Source organism: Streptomyces sp. NBC_00239 (assembly GCF_036194065.1).
Classification (GTDB): Bacteria; Actinomycetota; Actinomycetes; order Streptomycetales; family Streptomycetaceae; genus Streptomyces.
In genome coordinates this window covers 123,345-139,195 of record NZ_CP108096.1, presented here as the reverse complement: position 1 = coordinate 139,195, position 15,851 = coordinate 123,345, and the positions used below count along the sequence as shown (strand labels likewise).

Annotated in this window: 19 protein-coding genes; 4 read left to right on the top strand and 15 right to left on the bottom strand. The window is 69.7% G+C overall.

All coding sequences use genetic code 11. The annotated features are described in order from the left end of the window. Positions 1-5: 5 nt before the first annotated feature. From OG764_RS38480 to OG764_RS38435, 10 genes are all read right to left on the bottom strand, one after another. Complete coding sequence (locus tag OG764_RS38480) at positions 6-725, bottom strand: hypothetical protein (protein ID WP_328973455.1); 720 nt, start codon at positions 723-725, stop codon at positions 6-8. Between the two features lie 12 nt (positions 726-737). Further along, the gene (locus OG764_RS38475; protein WP_328973454.1) at positions 738-1,163 is read right to left on the bottom strand and encodes a hypothetical protein; all 426 of its coding nucleotides are present in this window, start codon (positions 1,161-1,163) and stop codon (positions 738-740) included. Beyond that, a complete protein-coding gene (locus tag OG764_RS38470) occupies positions 1,160-2,392 on the bottom strand; it encodes a cytochrome P450 (RefSeq protein ID WP_328973453.1) in 1,233 nt (410 codons plus the stop codon). The genes OG764_RS38475 and OG764_RS38470 overlap by 4 nt, the downstream gene beginning before the upstream one ends. 54 nt (positions 2,393-2,446) lie before the next feature. Next, complete coding sequence (locus tag OG764_RS38465; RefSeq protein ID WP_328973452.1) at positions 2,447-3,703, bottom strand: acyl-CoA dehydrogenase family protein; 1,257 nt, start codon at positions 3,701-3,703, stop codon at positions 2,447-2,449. A 52-nt stretch (positions 3,704-3,755) separates the two neighbouring features. Continuing rightward, positions 3,756-4,298, bottom strand: coding sequence for a GAF domain-containing protein (locus tag OG764_RS38460; protein WP_328973451.1), 543 nt, complete (start codon positions 4,296-4,298; stop codon positions 3,756-3,758). Then, entirely contained in the window at positions 4,295-4,894 is a 600-nt protein-coding gene (locus tag OG764_RS38455; RefSeq protein ID WP_328973450.1) for a GTP-binding protein, read from the bottom strand. Before OG764_RS38455 ends, OG764_RS38460 begins: the two co-directional genes overlap by 4 nt. A gap of 4 nt (positions 4,895-4,898) precedes the next feature. After that, positions 4,899-5,258, bottom strand: coding sequence for a DUF742 domain-containing protein (locus OG764_RS38450; RefSeq protein ID WP_328973449.1), 360 nt, complete (start codon positions 5,256-5,258; stop codon positions 4,899-4,901). A gap of 1 nt (position 5,259) precedes the next feature. After that, complete coding sequence (locus OG764_RS38445) at positions 5,260-5,694, bottom strand: roadblock/LC7 domain-containing protein (RefSeq protein ID WP_328973448.1); 435 nt, start codon at positions 5,692-5,694, stop codon at positions 5,260-5,262. Between the two features lie 29 nt (positions 5,695-5,723). Continuing rightward, positions 5,724-7,037, bottom strand: a complete 1,314-nt coding sequence (locus tag OG764_RS38440; protein WP_328973447.1) for a sensor histidine kinase — start codon at positions 7,035-7,037, stop codon at positions 5,724-5,726. 193 nt (positions 7,038-7,230) lie between these two features. Beyond that, complete coding sequence (locus tag OG764_RS38435) at positions 7,231-7,734, bottom strand: hypothetical protein (RefSeq protein WP_328973446.1); 504 nt, start codon at positions 7,732-7,734, stop codon at positions 7,231-7,233. A gap of 788 nt (positions 7,735-8,522) precedes the next feature. On the opposite strand from OG764_RS38435, the gene OG764_RS38430 reads away from it, so the two are divergent. The 4 genes from OG764_RS38430 to OG764_RS38415 all read left to right on the top strand — a co-directional run bounded on the left by OG764_RS38430 (position 8,523) and on the right by OG764_RS38415 (position 10,927). Next, entirely contained in the window at positions 8,523-9,011 is a 489-nt protein-coding gene (locus OG764_RS38430) for an ATP-binding protein (RefSeq protein WP_328973445.1), read from the top strand. Then, positions 9,008-10,063, top strand: coding sequence for an aldo/keto reductase (locus OG764_RS38425; RefSeq protein WP_328973444.1), 1,056 nt, complete (start codon positions 9,008-9,010; stop codon positions 10,061-10,063). Before OG764_RS38430 ends, OG764_RS38425 begins: the two co-directional genes overlap by 4 nt. Before the next feature lie 115 nt (positions 10,064-10,178). Then, positions 10,179-10,520 (top strand): hypothetical protein, encoded by a 342-nt coding sequence (locus OG764_RS38420; RefSeq protein WP_328973443.1) that lies wholly within the window; start codon positions 10,179-10,181, stop codon positions 10,518-10,520. Beyond that, entirely contained in the window at positions 10,517-10,927 is a 411-nt protein-coding gene (locus tag OG764_RS38415; RefSeq protein ID WP_328973442.1) for a hypothetical protein, read from the top strand. The genes OG764_RS38420 and OG764_RS38415 overlap by 4 nt, the downstream gene beginning before the upstream one ends. A gap of 47 nt (positions 10,928-10,974) precedes the next feature. Here the strand turns inward: OG764_RS38415 and OG764_RS38410 are convergent, their stop codons facing one another. From OG764_RS38410 to OG764_RS38390, 5 genes are read right to left on the bottom strand one after another with little or no spacing between them, the layout of a single operon-like run. Next, positions 10,975-11,862, bottom strand: a complete 888-nt coding sequence (locus tag OG764_RS38410; RefSeq protein WP_328973441.1) for a bifunctional diaminohydroxyphosphoribosylaminopyrimidine deaminase/5-amino-6-(5-phosphoribosylamino)uracil reductase RibD — start codon at positions 11,860-11,862, stop codon at positions 10,975-10,977. 10 nt (positions 11,863-11,872) lie between these two features. Further along, positions 11,873-13,267, bottom strand: a complete 1,395-nt coding sequence (locus OG764_RS38405; protein ID WP_443056286.1) for a hypothetical protein — start codon at positions 13,265-13,267, stop codon at positions 11,873-11,875. 34 nt (positions 13,268-13,301) lie between these two features. Then, complete coding sequence (locus OG764_RS38400) at positions 13,302-14,060, bottom strand: 2'-5' RNA ligase family protein (RefSeq protein WP_328973439.1); 759 nt, start codon at positions 14,058-14,060, stop codon at positions 13,302-13,304. A gap of 8 nt (positions 14,061-14,068) precedes the next feature. Continuing rightward, positions 14,069-15,433, bottom strand: a complete 1,365-nt coding sequence (locus OG764_RS38395; protein ID WP_328973438.1) for a hypothetical protein — start codon at positions 15,431-15,433, stop codon at positions 14,069-14,071. Between the two features lie 16 nt (positions 15,434-15,449). Then, positions 15,450-15,836, bottom strand: coding sequence for a hypothetical protein (locus tag OG764_RS38390; protein WP_328973437.1), 387 nt, complete (start codon positions 15,834-15,836; stop codon positions 15,450-15,452). Positions 15,837-15,851 lie beyond the last annotated feature (15 nt).

Genomic DNA, 15,851 nt, shown 5'->3' with positions numbered 1-15,851 from the left:
CGTCGTCATCCCCACACCGGCCCCGGAACGTCGACCGAGCACGTGCCTGTGCCGGTGCGCGTGGGCAGGCCGGCCGTGGACAGCGTGGTCTCGTCGAGTTCGGCGTTGCGCAGCTGGCGCAACAACTGGCGGGCGACGACCCTGTGGATGCGGTCGTCGTCGAGCCGCACGTCCTGGTCGAGCAGGGGCGACGCGCTGGGGGAGTACACGGTGCCGCGCACCCCGACGATCTCCGCCTCCCGCACCCGCACCGCGATGAAGCCCCGCTGCAGGACCTGGCACGCCTCCAGGGCGCGGACGGCGTCCTTGGCGCACACTGAGGGGGTGGCGGTCGTGATGTCGGTGGGGAACGTCAGGGTCGACCGGGTGTTGTCGTCCACGTGCAGCAGCCACAGCACCCCGCGGTCATCACGGTCCGGCTCGCCCTTGCACACCGCGCACTTCAAGGCGGCGTCCATCACTTCGCGCTGCCGGACGGGGTGGTGGTGGGCCATCGCCACCGGGCCGGAGGCCACTCCGCCCCACCGCTCCCACAGGATGTTGTCGACGTCGCGGTCGTCGGGACGTTCGTCCTCGTAGCAGACGTGCCCGTGCTCGTCGAAGAGCACGTTGACATCGCACAGGAACTCGCCCTGGCGGGGGGCGATGTAGAGCGGACTGTCCGGGGCCGGGCGTCCTACGGTGGCAGGCCGGCCGGGGGTGGTGGGAAGACTGAGGGGTTGCACGGGAGCTCCTGGTCAGGAAATGAGGATCCGGCTGCCGAGGGCATGCAGGGCGAGTTGAAGGAGCAGGGGAGCGGTGAACACGCGCCCGCAGGGGCGCCAGCGGATCCACCGGGCGTCGTCGTGCGCCGCGAGGGTGCCAGGCGACGGCGGGAGCGTGATCGTCGAGCCGTCGCTCAGGTAGCGGACCGGTTCGGGCCAGCCGGGATCGTCCGACATGGGGGGGACGAAGAACGCCCAGCCGCTGGTGAGGGCGGCGACGGCACCCACCGGGTCGAGCGGGTGGCGGCCGAGGGTGTCCAGGGCGTCGTGGGCCAGGGGCTCAGGCACGACGACGGCATCGAGGCCGTGGCCGGTGGGGAAGGCGGCGCCGCTTTGGAGCAGCAGACGGTCGGCGAGTTCAACCTCGCACGGTAAGGCGGCTGAAGCGCGGGAGTTCACCGCGGCCTCCTCAAGGTGGCGCCGGGCGCCGTGGCGTCCCCGGCGTACGGGGACGTCTCGACCGCGACCGGCACGCTGGAGTGTCCGCGGACGGTGTTGTGTAGGGCGCGGACCGGGTCGCCGACCAGTTCCAGGTGGGTGCACCGGTGCGCGAGCGCCCGCAGCAGACAGCGAGCCTGCATCAGGGCCAGCGACACACCCGGGCACTGGTGGGCGCCCGCGCCCAGGGCCAGATGCCGGTCGACGAACGGGCGGGCCAGGTCGTAAGTTTCGGCCCGCGACCACTTGCGCTCATCTCGGCCGGTGGAGCCGTAGAGCAGCCACACGTGCTCACCGGCCTCGATCCGCACGCCGCTCAGGTCGGTCGTGCGGGACACGATCCGGCCGCGTCCTTGTATCGGGGCGTCCAGACGCAGCGCCTCGTGAAAGGCAGCCTCCGCCCGGTTGGGGTCTTTGCGCAGCCGGGTCCATTGCACGGGGTCCATCGCGAGCCGGGCGATCGTCTCGGCCAGCCCGAAGACGGTGGTGTCCACGCTGGCGGCCGCATAGTCGCAGACCAGGCCCACGGCCTCCGCCTCGGTGAGACGGCCGCGGTCTGCTGCCGCGTACGCGGCGCCCGCCAGGGAACCGGGATCGACAGCGTCGCGGCTGATCGCCCGCACCAGGGCGGCGCGCATCGCGGCGGCCTCCGGCAGGGCCTGGCTCAGGCGGTCGTTGTCGGGGCCGAACACGTCGAAGGTGCCACCCAGCAGGGTGGTGTGCTCGGGCTCGGCAAGCCCCACCAGGTGCCCGATGGTGTCGCACACCATCTGCCTCGACAGCGCGACGGCATCGAAGGAGCCGCTCTCGGCGTGCTCCGCCACCAGACGGCGGGCACGTGCGGAGAGCTCTTCGCGGAGTTTGGAGATCGCCCGAGGGCCCATCCGCCGGGCCAGGGCCTGCCGCAGCCGGGCATGCTCCTCACCGTCGCGGGACACCACCGAGTCGGCGAGGAACCCGGTGTTGGCCTGCTCCGTGAGCGCCACCCCGCCCATCGAGGTAAAGGTGTCCGGGTCCTGGAGGACGGCCTGCACCTCGGCGTAGCCGGGCACGGCCCACACCCCGTGCCTCTCCAGGTGGACGGCCGGCCCCGTGGCGCGCAGCGCCGCGTACGTGGGGTAGGGGTCGGCCAGGACGCGCTCGTCGAACAGGCTGATGGAACTGCTGGGGGCGATTGTGTGCGGGGGCATCGGGAGTCTCCAGGGATGGGGGACGGGACGCGGGGGTGGGCGTCCTGTGCGGGATCAGGCCGGCACGGCAGCCGTCGCGGGGTGGGGTGCGGCGGGCTCCGCTCCGGTGAAGCGGCGGGAGTAGTCGCCCTTGGCCAGGCCCAGGGCGGTCTCGGCGAGCCGCTGCAGCTGGATGTCGGAGGTGCCGGCGGGCGCGTAGATGTGGTGCGCGTCGCGCAGGTAGCGCTCCATGGGGCGGTCGGTGTGCAGTCCCGCGGCCGCGTGGATCTCCATCGCGGTGCGCGCGGAGTCCAGCGCGTACTCCGTGTTGACGTACTTGGCATTCATCAACTCGGCGTCGCACGAGGGGAGGTCGGTGTGCTCCTCGTGGGCGTCGTCCTCGGGCCGGTGGCGGTCGAGGAGGCTCGCCGCGTGGTAGGCCGTGAGCCGGGCGGTCATCAGCCGCGACTGGATCTGGCCGAGCTTGGCCCGGACGGTCGGCAGCTCGTGCAGCGGCTTGCCGTAGCGGATGCGCTCGTGGCAGAAGGCTGTGGTGGTTTCCAGAATGGCCTCGTGTATCCCGAGGGCCACGGCCGTGAGGTTGGGACGGCCGTACAGGATGCTGGAGGAGTAGGCGACGTCCAGGCCGTCGCCTTCGGCGCCGAGGCGGTTGGTGGCGGGGATGCGGCAGTTGTGGAAGACCAGCTCGCCGAAGGAGAAGCCGTGCAGGCCGAGGGTCTGCTTGGGTGGAGAGAGGGTCAGGCCGGGACGGTCGGACTCCACGAGGAAGGCGGTCAGTCCCCGGGAACCGTCACCGGTGCGGGCCACAACCCCGTGCAGGTTGCCGACATGGGAGTTGCCGACGTAGACCTTGGCGCCGTTGAGGACATAGTCGTCTCCGTCGCGCTCGGCGGTCATTTGCATGCCCAGTACGTGACTGCCGGAGACATCCTCGGTGACCGCGATGGTGGGCAGGCACGTTCCGGCGGCGATCCGCGGCAGCCAGGTGTCCTTCTGCTCCGCGGTCCCGAAGTACACGATCTTCGCGGTGCCGAGCTGCGAGGCCTGCACCATCGCCCCCATCGCGGCGCTCACCCGGGAGAGTTCAGCGATGATGATGGTCTTGGCGAGATGGCCGACCGCCATCCCGCCGTACTCCTTGCCGATCGTGGCGCCGACCCAGCCGCGGCGGGCGATCTCGCCCGCAAGGTCGTGCTCAATCTCGCGGCTGGCTTCCATGTCCGCAACGCGGGGCGCGACGACCTCGTCGGCGAACGCGCGGACTTCGTCTCGGAGCTGCAGGTGGTGGTCGGTCAGATACGACTCGGACACTGAATTCCCCTCCAAAGGGACACCCGGCCGGGTGCCGTCGGCGAAGCGGTGGCTACGGAAGCGGTATGCCGGAACGCTGGTAGACCAGCTCCTGTACGAGGTCGCGGTACTCCTTGATGAGCACGAGGGATGCCTGGCCGGTGGACCGGTCCATCCGCTCCAGTCCGACGAAGCAGACGGTGCCGAAGACTTCGCCGGCCGACCCGTCTGGATACGTGTGGATGAGCGGGGCGCCGGCGTACGTGCGGATGCCGAGCTGGTCGACGACGGGGTTCACGGCGAAGCGCGGTTTGGCGAAGACATCGGGCAGCACCAGGGCGGTGGTGCGGCGGGCGACCTCGGGGCAGTAGCCCCAGTCGGGGGCCATCGACCGGTCCACCTCCGCCAGGCCGTTGCCGGGTGGCGCTGACAGGCCGACAAACTCCTGGCGGCCTGTGGCCGGGTTGAACGCGTTCACGATGGCGTACGGCGCTCCGGCCGCGGCGGCCAACTCGGTCGCCAGAGCGTCCAGTTGCGGGTCGGGCCGGTCCATGCCGAGCTGGTTCAGCAGGTGTATGCGGGCGTCGGCTGGTGGGGTGCCGAGGGCGGGAATCATGGGCGGGCTCCGAGGGCGGCGCGTGCAGAGACGGGCAGGTGGGAAAGGGCGTGGGCCACGAGGTCGGACAGGACATCGCGGACGGACTCGCGCCTGCGGGCGTCACAGGCGCGGACCGGGACGTGCGCGCCGAGGCGAAGGGCCTGGCGGACCTCGTCGAGCAGGTAGCGCGGAGCGGAGTCGAACAGGTTCACCGCGACGAGGAAGGGCAGGTGCCGGGCCTCGAAATAGTCCACGACCGCGAAGGCGTCCTCCAGACGGCGGGTGTCGACCAGTACCACCGCCCCGGCCGCGCGGTGGGAGAGGTCGTCCCAGATGCGGTTGAACCGGTCTTGCCCGGGGGTGCCGAACAGCATCAGCACGATGTCCGGCTCGGCTTCCGGCCCCGCAAGGGTGACCCGTCCGAAGTCCATGGCCACGGTGGTGGTGGTCTTGGACTCCACCCCGTCCAGCCGGTCGATACCCTCGCTGGCCTGCGTCATCGGGGCCTCGGTGAGCAGGGGCTTGACCTCACTGATGGCGCCGACCAGTGTCGTCTTGCCGGTCCCGAACCCCCCCGACACGACGATCTTGATCTTGTGCAGGCGTGAGGGCACCGGTTCAGAGGGCGCGTAAACGGACAAGGACCGTCTCCAGGAGTTCTCGGGTGGGGCCTTCGTCGTTCTGTTCCGCGACGGCCAGGGCGCGCAGATGGAGCAGATCGGAGGCGAGGATCTTGACGACCTGGACGGGCTGGCCCAAACGCGAGGCGAGTTCAGCGACAGCCCGGGGCTTCGCGCACAACAGCCGGATCCACTCGCTCTCCGGCCCGAGTTCGACGTTGTCCGGCGCGGGGCGGGCCGCCAGAAAGGTGTCCAGCTGTAGTGGGTAGTCGGGCCGGGTGCGCCCCCCGGTGAGTGTGTAGGGGCGCAGCCGCGAGCCGACCGCCTCGGCGGCCGGGTCCGGGTGAGGGCGGACCACGTCACTGGACCGGCCGCGGCGAGGTACGGACGGGGTTGAGCAGGTGGTCGTGCATCCTGTCGATCCACTGGAGCATCGCGTAGCCGACCACGCCTGCATCGGCCGTGTCGTTGGTGAGGACCGCGAGGAGGTTTCCGACCTTGCCTTCGACCTGCTGCGGAACCTTCGCCCGCATGACGAACAGCGTGCCGGAGTCGTGCTCGACTACGGTCTGCTGGACCTCGCCGGGGGCGTCCCGGAATACTCCGTTGGCCAGGGACGCGATCCCGCTGACCGCGGCCGCCAGGGTGTCGGCGTCCTCCTCGGGGAGGCCGTGGAATTCCCCGACCAGGCCGTCGGACGTGACGAGGACGGATGCGACTGCGCCGGGGGTGTGGTCGACGAAGTCCGCCAGCATCTGCCCCAAGGGACTCAGCTCGATGGTGCGTTGCGACATGAGATCTCTCCAGATCGGGGGTAGGGGGGTTACACGCCGTCCGGGCGGTGCTGCGCTGCCCTCTGGACTCCCTGGCGGTAGGTCGCCACGAGTCCGGGCGTGGGACCTTTGCTCGTCACCGGCGCAGCGTCGGTGCGTGCCGGGCCGGGGTGGGGGGCGGCCTGGGCCGGGCGGACGGGCAGAGGGATGCGCCCTTCCGTTGGGGCTACGGCCGTGTGCTGACGCGCGGCCGGTGCCGCACCCACGGGGGGCGGGTGCGAGGTGCCTGCCGGGTGCGGCGGACCGTAGTCGCTGTGGTGCGCCAGCGGCTCGGGGCGTGCCCCGTACCGCGTCGCGGCCCGCGCCGGTGCGGGTTCGCTCCGGACCTGCACGGAGGTGGTTGTCAGGACGGAGTTCGGGATGAGCGCGTAGGCGGTCACGCCGGGGCCGTCGTGGTTGGCGCGCAGCTGGACCCGGATACCGCAGCGCTGGGCGAGCTGGCCGGTGACCACCAGGCCGATGGCGCCCGCTCTCAGCCGCGCGTACACATCTACGGTGTCCGGCGCGTCCAACTGCGCGTTCAGCTCCACCATCTGGGCGGGCTGGATGGATATGCCCTGGTCGCGGATGGCGATAATCAGGCCCCCCTGCTCCTCGGTCGCAGTCAGGACAACTCGGGTGCGGGAGTCGGAGAACCGGACCGCGTTCTCCAGTAGCTCGGCCAGGAGGTGCACGAGATCCGGTCCCACGTGACCGGGGAAGGCCAGTTTGTCCGGGGGCGGCATGATCCCGACCCGGTCGTACCGTTCGATCTCCTCGACAGCGCGACGCAGGGCGGTGGACACCGGAAGCGGCGTGCGGCTGCGGCCGGCGAGGGGCTGGCCGCCCAGGACCGCGATGTTCTCCGCCGACCGGCGCAGCTGCGTCACCAGATGATCGATGCGGAAGAAGCTGTCGAGGATGTCGGGGTCCTCGACGCTGCTCTCCGCCTTGTCGAGGGCTTCCAACGCACGGGCAATGAGCGCGCTTTGCCGCTGAGCGATCGTGCGCAGCAGGTCCGTCTGCGCACGCTCCCCAAGAGTGTTGTGCTGCTGGAGCTGCGCGGCACTGGCGATGGCCTGTTCCACCTCGCCTCGCACGACGAACAGCAGCTGCTCGACGGCGAGCACGGGGTCGGCGCTCAGAGAGCCGCTGAACTGCGGCGATGCTGCAGTTGGGGCGCCGTTGAGGGTTCCCGTGCCCACCCGCTCCAGGGCTTCGCTCACCGCTGTGCGCAGCTCTTCGAGGCCGCTCACCACGTTCTCCAGGTGAACGTTGGCACCCGCGAGGGCGGCATCGGCGCGGCGCACTCCGTGGAGGGTCATGCCGATCCAGACCGCGGCCGCACTGGAAGCCGCCACTGGGAGGGGGAGTTGACCTGCCTGGTGAGCAGCCCCGGCGGCAATGGCAGCGACACCGGCCCCCAGCATCGGCCGCAGGACCAGCCCACGCAGCGAGTACTGAGTCAGTGCCACCGATCCGGGTGCGCGACGGCGGAGTTGAGTCGACCGGCGGTGCTCAGACATGCGCTTCCTCACGGTCACGGGCCCAGTGGGCTTCGGCGGGTTGACGGGGGGCTCGGACACCCGGAGGCCTCCAGATGCGGGGCCGCGGACTGGCAGTTACACCTTCGATGGCGATGCGGGCGAGCAGCTCCTGAGCGCTTTCGGCGGCCATCACCAGGTGGACCCGAGATTCCAGGTAGCCGCGGGGAGGGGGCAACCGCCCCAAACGGCGCGCACGGTCGACCCCGGCAGCCGATCCGGAACCCGCGTCGAGCGCTCGGACAAGGCCCTCGAGGTGGAGTGAGAACCGGGTCAGGAGCCGGTCGACCTCAGACTGCAGGGCGGGCAGGGGACCGTCATCGCCCAGTACGAGCAGGACGTCGCGCTCAGCGTCGGCGACCCGCGAGCCGGCCGCCAGAACGATCTCCCCGCCCATGGTGCGCGGGCGGCGCCAGGTGCGCGGAGCCACCTCGGCGCGGCGAGCGCGCCGAGGGAGGGAGAAGACGGTGCGGATCATCGGAACTCCGGAGGGGACGGGGGACGGATCTGGACGAGGACTCATCTGGAATCAAGCGTGATCGCCTCGGCTTGGCACCGGTACGCCAAAGCGTGGCCACGTCGTGGCCATCTCTGCGGTGCCAGGCACGGAATCCATGCATTCACGTCGCCTCGACCTGGGGGGCAAATCGGGCGAAATCCGCCCATCATCGAGAGGTTTCGCGGCGCGTGCGATGCGTGGCCATCTCGCGGCCACCTTCCCGGAACCGCTTGACAGTGCGCGCCGCAGTGCACTCATGTGCCGCGTTGTTTGCGGAACTTGAGTACCTTTGTCCCCTGGATGGAGTGCTGACTTCGAGTGATCGGAGTGGCGAGGCGTGCTGGGCTGGGGCCACGGGAACGCTCTCCGGTGGCGATTTGGGGTGGATTGGGGAGGGTGTTCGGCCGTGGGCCCGGTCAGAGCGCCGATGCACTCGGCCGGACACCGATCGCCCGCCATGACGGGGCACAGCCCAGTGAACGTCCGCTCGTGCGCCCCCGATCTCGGCTCCGCTGTCACCGGCCTGCGTTATGGCTGGTCGAGGCCCCAGGAGGGGCAAACAGCGGCACGGCACTGTCCTTGACGGAGCGTGAGCCGTCGGAGTGTCCTTGGTCTCCCGAGTGCCTCGGGTTTGATCCGCAGCAGCGAGATGGCCACAACGTGGCCAAGGTTTGGCGTACCGGTGCCACAGCCCGTCGGCCAGGGTTGGTGGCGGGACGGATATCCGGCCCGCGCCACAAGGCGTCTCGAAACGCGAGGAGACGAAGGTGCTGCCGACAGCCGCCGAACTGATCCGGGAATTGACCCTGGGGCCAATGGTCGACCACCACGCCTTCGCACTCGTAGCCGAGGAGGAGGAACTGCTGACCTGGGCCCGTGAGACGGTCCGCAGACTGCTCAAAGACCGGGCCGACGAGGCCCGGATCGACGACACCGTGCTGGTCGCCACCGAACTCCTCACCAACGCAATCCAGCACGCGGGCGGGCCTGTATCCCTGACCGTCGATCTCTACGAGAAGGGCGTCACCGTGGGCGTCGTTGACCGCGGACGGGACACCACCGCCATTCCGACCGAACCGGCCAGTTATCTGGCTGGCCTGGACGAGATGACCGGCGCGACCGGGGGAGAGAGCTTGCCCGAGGACGGCCGGGGGCTGTCCCTGATCTCCGCGTTCGCCACCGGCTGGGGAGTCGAGCCCGCCCGCGAGGGCAAGATCGTGACCGCCGCCTTCTGCCTGGCAGGGAGCGCCGCATGACCCCTCACGACCTCGGAGTCCGGCACCTGTGCCGCGGGATCGTCACCCACCCGCTCGGGCTCCACTGCGACGTGTCCACAGGAGCGGTACCCCCCGACGGATCCCCGAGGGTCAGCCGGATCCTCAACGGACTCCACCGTGCCGTCGAGCAGGAGGCAACCTTCTTCGACACCTCCGACTCCTACGGCTACGGGTACTCGGAACGCGTCATCGGTCAGTTCGTACGCGAGAACCCGGACCTGCCCCTTCAACTGAGCAGCAAGGTAGGCCAGATACGCGGCAGCGCAGAGCACCCGTACGCCGGCCGGCACATCCACCATCAGCTCGAGCAGAGCCTGGAGAACCTGTACGCCGAGGAGCTCCACCTCTACACCTTGGACAGCTTCGACTTCGGCCCACGAGACTGCTACCTGAGCAATGCCATCGACTCCATGCGCACGCTCCGCGAAGTGAGGGCGATCAGGGCGATCGGAATGCGGGGACCGTTCACGCACTACGCCGCGTCCGCCGAGGAGTGGGCGGCTCAGGCGGAGCGGTTCTTGTACCTGTTCCGGCTGATCAAGCCGGACGTGGTCTGGACCCGGTTCAATGCGTTCACCCCGGCCGTGTCCCTTGAGGGGCAGGATCTCTTCACCTTCGCGGCGCGGCACGGCGTCGGCCTGGTGCTGGCAGCTCCCCTGGCCCACGGTGTGCTTGCGGGAAGCGGAGGCAGCGGGCTCGTATCACCCGCCACCGCTTCCCCGCGGCGTACGGGGCTCTTGCCTCCGCTCAGAGACCGGGTCGACGAACAACTCCACGCCCTGCGCCGCCACTTCGGCGACGCACCCGGCACGCTGACGAGACTGGCTCTTCGCTCGTGCCTGCAGCGCGGCGATCAGTGCGTGGTCGTGGTCGGCTTCAGTAACGCGGGGCAGGTAGAGGAGAACTACAGCTGCTTGGGCGATCCACTCACAACCGCAGAACTCGGGGTCGTCGACGACGTCTACGCCGGCCTCCGGGCTCAGGTCCAGGAAGCGGCAACACACGCCCCGGTCAAGGCACTGCAGCTATGAGCACCGGGCGCCCGACGAAGTACGCCGCAGCCGCGCTCCGGCCCACAGCCCGCCCCGGCCAACAGGACGGATGACGCGCCGAAACTGGACCGCTCTACAAGAGACAGGACCCGCAATGCACGAGCCGTCAGAACCGAAGCGCTGGATAAGCCTGGGGCTGCTGTTCGGAGGCCCCACCCCACCCTCCGAGTCCGTGCTGCCCATCGCCACGAGGGACAGCCACACAGAGCTGCCCCCGCCTCCCGCCCCCTACACCGACGAGGAGCGCGAGGGCGAGAAGACGATGCGCGCCGCGGGCTACGAACCGAAGGCACGGTTCCCCGGCGCCCGTTCCATGCCCTGGCCGAGCGAGTGCATCACCTGCGGCGCACCCCGCAGACCCTCGCTCCAGGACGTCGAGCGGGGCATGAAGTGCCAGCACATCCGGGGGCGGGCGTCCGTCCAGTCCCGCCGATGAGGCCGGCCCGCGTTCCCGAGCGGCATGAAGTCTTCGAGTGCAAGCTGTGCCCGTGCAAGGGGACCAACCGTGAAATTCGCGGTGTCGGCGCGCGGATGGCGGCCTACCACGTGTGCAGTTCAGGCGACTTCTGGCTGACATGTCTGGGCTATGTCATGCTCGGAGACCATGACCCCGACGGGCGCCGCGTACTGAGGATCGACGGTCGTCACTACCTGACGTGGACCGAGGAGCAGGGCTTCCCGCCCGAGATCGGCTACGCCGGTGTCGAGCGGCGGCACTACGTACTGTTGGACGACCCGCATGGCACCGTGCACGCAACCCATCGGGTCTGGCTCATGGGCACCATCCCAGGTGCCTTCAGGGACCGGATGCCCGACAACGCCGCCTTCGCTCCAGCGCCCTAGACGGCTCCCGCATCGTCAGCCCACAGCCGGTCCAGAATGGGCGCCGGTCAGCCCGCTCGCTCGGCGGTGACGACAAGCTGCCCGCCCACACGAGTGACCCCGGACAGGACGAAGCCGTCGGGAAACAGCGGTGCGCCGCCCACCGTGTCCTGCGAGGGCTCCGGAACCGGCTGGAGGAGCGTGAGGCGGTCCACCAATCCCGCATCGAGCAGCTCCTCGCTCAGCTTCGAGGGCCCGACAAGCAACACCGTGCGGGCCCCTGCCGCGGTGAGTGCGGCAACCGATTCCTCGGGATCGTCGGACACCGGACAGCCTGGCACGCTGAAAACGCGTCCGTGACTTCCTGCCCGGCCTTCGTCGGCCGAGCCGTCGCTCGAGATCACCAGGTCGTGCGAATGACGCTGAACCGCGATCTCGGCAAGCACCTCTGGCCCAGGGGCGAGGGGATTGCCCGCGGCGTCAGTCTGGAGGAGCAGGTGCAAGACGGGACGCTGCCCCGACAGAGAAGCGCGCCAGGGCCCGAGCACGGCCAGTGCTTCCTCCTCCAGGACATGCGCGAGGACATCCACGCCCGCCTGGCGCAGCCTCGCGGCTCCACCCTCGCCCCGCGAAGTGGGATCCATGACGGCGATCAGCACGCGAGAGATCCTGGCGTCCAGTAGAGCCTGATGGCAGGCCGGCGTGAGGCCTTCATGATTGCAGGGCTCCAGCGTCACCACGGCCGTGCCGCCCGCGGCTCGGGTGCCGGCGGCCGCGAGCGCGTTGACCTCGGCGTGCGCGGCCCCCTTGTGGAGGTGGTAGCCCTCGCCCACCGAGCGGCCCGCGGCATCAAGGATCACGCACCCGACGGCCGGGTTCGGGCTGGCGGCGCCAAGCCCGCTCGCGGAGATGATGATGGCGCGACGCATCGCCGCCAGCTCCACCGACGTGGGCATGGCCCCTCCCTCAGCTCTGCGCGACCGCCCGGACCAGCTCGGCCACCCCGGGGGTGTCGGGGGAGGAACGCATCGCGTCAACGGCAGCGATCGTCTCACGGAGAGTTCGCGTCGATCCTCCGCTGCGGGCGACCACCAGCGCCCGGCGCGCCTGATCGACGCCCTGGTCCAGTTCGCCGTTGCGAGCGTGGGCGATGGCGAGGCGAGCGTGCAGGAGGCCGCGGTCCCGACGGTAGACCTGCGGCAAGGCGGCGAGGGCAGTGGACAGGATCGGAACGGCGCGGTCCGGGCGCCCCAGGAGGAGCCAGCAGTTCGCGCGCTGCCCCTCCAGGTACGCCGGGGTAGCGAAGTCGCCATGCCCGCTGCGGCCGTCCCCGGCGCTCTCAGGTCGAGCGGCGAACGTCTCGGCCCGATCGATGAGCCGGTGGCACGCCACCTCGTCCCCGGCGAGGGCGTAGCCGTGCGCCTCCTGCTGGAGGGCGGCCGCGTGCATCTGCGGGGTGATGGCGTGGTCGTAGCGCTGGACGGCGCGGGAGAGGCTGATGCTTGGAGCGGCGCGGCCACTGGCGGTGGCCTGTTGAGCACGCCGGAACAGGGTCCATGCGGTCATCACGTCGTCGCCGGCTTCGACCGCCCAGGCCATGGCTTGGTTCGTCCAGTGCGCGGCCCGCGCGGTGCCCGCGGCGTCGGTGGCGCAGTCCTCATGAAGCCAGGCTGCGGACTCGGCGTAGCGGGAGGCCAGCACCAGCGCTTCGCCGCGTAGGTGAGAGCCGGTGTGCTCCAGGAGGTCTTGGAGCAGGCTGAGGTTTCTATGGACGCTTTCAAGCGCGTGCCGAGGGCCCAGGAGGTTGTCGCTCTGCACGAGCAGGTGCCACATCTCTCGCAGGTGCAGAAGCATCGCCTCCGCCTCGTCGGACGTCATGCCGTCCAAATGATGCTGCGCGGAATCCTCGGCGTGACCAGCCAGGAAAGGTAGCGCCGCTGCAGCGCTGCCGGCCAGGAGCAGCTGACGTCGGTCCACGTCTGCGCCTTCCTGCGGGAGGAACGGGCTTGGGGTGAGGATGCCCCCCTCCGCCGGCCCCGACCCCAGGGGGCCCTGGGAAGCGCGGGACCTGCCCGCTGCCTCGCCGGCGCTGTCCTCACTGCCTAAGCCGGGGGAGCCGAACAGCAGTGTGGCGGGTTGCTGGAAGAGGTGTTCCAGGATCATTCGGGTGTCGCGCTGCGGCAGGCCCTTCAACTCTCCGGCCATCCACCGGTCGAAGGTGCGGCGGGCGACGTTGACGGCCGCGAGGCGTTTCATGTCGGGTTGTTTGGCCAGTTCTCGCCCCGCGCGGGAGAAGTGGGGGTTGAACGTCTCGACCGTGGTCCAGCCCCGCTCCTCAACCAGCCGGCGAAACAGCGTCATCCGCACGGTGTGCACCTCGTGCCCTCCGTCCCCGTCAGCCCCGCTGCCGACCGGACAGGGCAGGGAGATCCGAGCGCGGACGCAGGGGGACGCTCCGCACGACACGCCACCGGTAGGCCGGCACGGGACCGGTGGTACGCCAGAGCTCGACGAGTTCCACGCTGCTGATCTCCAAGGGGACCGGATCAAGGGTGCGCAGGCGGGCCACGCTCTCGACCACCGGGGAAGCGGGACGCTCCCGGTTGCTGTACAGCACGCCCAGGTGGGGCCGGAAAGCCAGGGTGGGCTTGCCGCCGGGAACGCCAGCGCGTCGTCCGACCTCGCTGAGGGCGGCATGCAGGCGGACCAGCGGCGACCACGGAGCGAGGGTGAACCGAACGGCCCCTCGCGATCCCGCCATGGGGTGGGCAGCGATCTGGAAGGACGTCAACGGCAACTCTCCTGCCAGGTCGGCAAGGAGATACAACTGATCATTGGTAACCACGCCGGCATCGCCGATGCGGGTCACCGTCACATGCAGTCCGTCCTGGGGGACGGGGTCCATGCCCAGGTCCGCGAGTGCGTCCTGGCAGTGTCGCGCGCGGCTCACCAGGTCCTCGGCATCGGGGAATGTCAACATCCAGTAGTAGACGCGAAAGCCCTCCGCCCACCCCGGGCGTGCCCAGTGGTTCGCCATCTGCTCGACGGCGGAGAACGCCCGCCAGTCGTGCTCAACGAGAAGGCCGGTGCTGTCGAGGTCCGGGGGCGGACGGTGCGGAAAAGCTCCGGGAAAGACGTCCAGTTCGGGCGTCACGATTCTCCTTACTGCTGCGGTGCGAGCTCCACGCCCGAGCCACTGACGATCGATTTGGCCTGGGGGCGTGACCGCCAGGTCCGAAGTTCTTCGGCATAGTCACCTACATCGGGCTCGCCGTGCCAGCGCTCCGCCCGCTCGTACAGTTCGATCGCCCGCTTCCATACGGAGGTGATCGGCGCGGTCGTGCCGGCATGGAGCGCGCGGCGCCCCAGAGCCATGGCATGCTCCACCTCCGGCTGCTTGTGCTGCAGGAGCGCCGTGGCGACATCGAGCGCCACCAGCGACCGGCTCCACTCGGAGTCGGACTCCTCGATCAGGCCGTCGATTCGTTGGGCACAGGACAGAACCTCGCCCGTGTCATCGAGGGACAACCTCGTGGTGACCTCGTTGGCCAGGGTCCGGGCCAGGCTGTAGGGCACGAAGGAAATGCACGAGGTGATCCCGGAAGGTAGGAAGGACTGCTGTTCAGAAAGGTCCAGTGCCCTGCCGATGGCCCGCTCCGCGCCCCTTCGGTCGCCGAGCCGGGCCAGGGCCCGCGCTCGTCCGTTGGCCAGGAGCCGGATGGCCTGCCCGTCGTTGGGCGCCAAGTCGATTCCGGCGGCCGCCGCGGCATCGGCCTCGGCGTAACGCTGCTGGTAGTACAGGCTCAGAGACCGGGTGCCCGCGGCCCACATCTGGAGCGATGTATCTCCGACGTGCTCGGCAAAGGTTTCGGCCTGCGCACAGTAGGCCTCCGCGATGCTGGACTCGGCCCCCGCGTTGACGGCCATGTACGCCAAGAGGCCTGCCGCTCGTCCAGTTAGCCTGAACAGTTCGGCGTGTACGGCTGGCGGGTGTTGGCGGCCGCTCAGCAGGGCGCCGAGTGCACCCCGCAGGACACGTGCCTCGCCGGCCAATGCCTGTGGGCCCTGGGTCTCGTACCGGTCGACGATCCCCTGGATCTCCGCACTGAAATGATCCAATACCACCGCATCTACGCTGGATTGCGTCAGTAACTCCGTTTGCGTGATCACGGCCTGTGGGTCGTCGAAGGCCCCGGCGGGGCGCAGGACGGGGACCGCCGAGTGTGACCGATCGGCCGGCCTGGGGTTTGCGGCAGCCTCCTGATGCGTGCCATCCGGCGTGGCGAACAGCAGTGTGGCGGGTTGCTGGAAGAGGTGTTCCAGGATCATTCGGGTGTCGCGCTGCGGCAGGCCCTTCAACTCTCCGGCCATCCACCGGTCGAAGGTGCGGCGGGCGACGTTGACGGCCGCGAGGCGTTTCATGTCGGGTTGTTTGGCCAGTTCTCGCCCCGCGCGGGAGAAGTGGGGGTTGAACGTCTCGACCGTGGTCCAGCCCCGCTCCTCAACCAGCCGGCGAAACAGCGTCATCCGTGTCGTATGCACGTCATCCTCCAGGCCGTTCGTCGAACGCCGGCATCGCCGTGTCGTACTGTGCCGCCCGTTGGGACTGAGGATCGGCGAGAGCGGCTCCACTCCGTTCGGCGCCGGGCTCGCCGCGGTCGCCCCGGATGTCAGCCTCTCTAGGGACATCGCGGGGTGGGCCGAACAGTTCATCGAAGGGGAACCCCAGAAGGTGTTCCACAGCCACCCGGGTGTCCTGCTGCGGTATTGCTCTCAAATCACCGAGCATCCACCGGTCGAACGTACGCCGGGCAATGAAGACCCCGGAGAACCGGGGAGAGTCGTTCTTCAGAGCCAAGTCGCGGGCCGTGCGCTCCAAGTGACCAGCAAAGACAGCCCAGTTGTCCCATCGGCGCTCTTGGACCAGCACGTGGAACAACGTGGG

Coding starts and splice junctions, on each gene's coding strand:
- OG764_RS38460 (WP_328973451.1), bottom strand. CDS start 4,298: ATGATTCCCGCCCTCGGCACCCCACCAGCCGACGCCCGCATACACCTG.
- OG764_RS38415 (WP_328973442.1), top strand. CDS start 10,517: ATGAGGCCGGCCCGCGTTCCCGAGCGGCATGAAGTCTTCGAGTGCAAG.
- OG764_RS38440 (WP_328973447.1), bottom strand. CDS start 7,037: ATGACCCTCCACGGAGTGCGCCGCGCCGATGCCGCCCTCGCGGGTGCC.
- OG764_RS38395 (WP_328973438.1), bottom strand. CDS start 15,433: ATGACGCTGTTTCGCCGGCTGGTTGAGGAGCGGGGCTGGACCACGGTC.
- OG764_RS38405 (WP_443056286.1), bottom strand. CDS start 13,267: ATGACGCTGTTTCGCCGGCTGGTTGAGGAGCGGGGCTGGACCACGGTC.
- OG764_RS38410 (WP_328973441.1), bottom strand. CDS start 11,862: ATGCCCACGTCGGTGGAGCTGGCGGCGATGCGTCGCGCCATCATCATC.
- OG764_RS38470 (WP_328973453.1), bottom strand. CDS start 2,392: ATGCCCCCGCACACAATCGCCCCCAGCAGTTCCATCAGCCTGTTCGAC.
- OG764_RS38420 (WP_328973443.1), top strand. CDS start 10,179: ATGCACGAGCCGTCAGAACCGAAGCGCTGGATAAGCCTGGGGCTGCTG.
- OG764_RS38435 (WP_328973446.1), bottom strand. CDS start 7,734: ATGATCCGCACCGTCTTCTCCCTCCCTCGGCGCGCTCGCCGCGCCGAG.
- OG764_RS38445 (WP_328973448.1), bottom strand. CDS start 5,694: ATGTCGCAACGCACCATCGAGCTGAGTCCCTTGGGGCAGATGCTGGCG.
- OG764_RS38425 (WP_328973444.1), top strand. CDS start 9,008: ATGACCCCTCACGACCTCGGAGTCCGGCACCTGTGCCGCGGGATCGTC.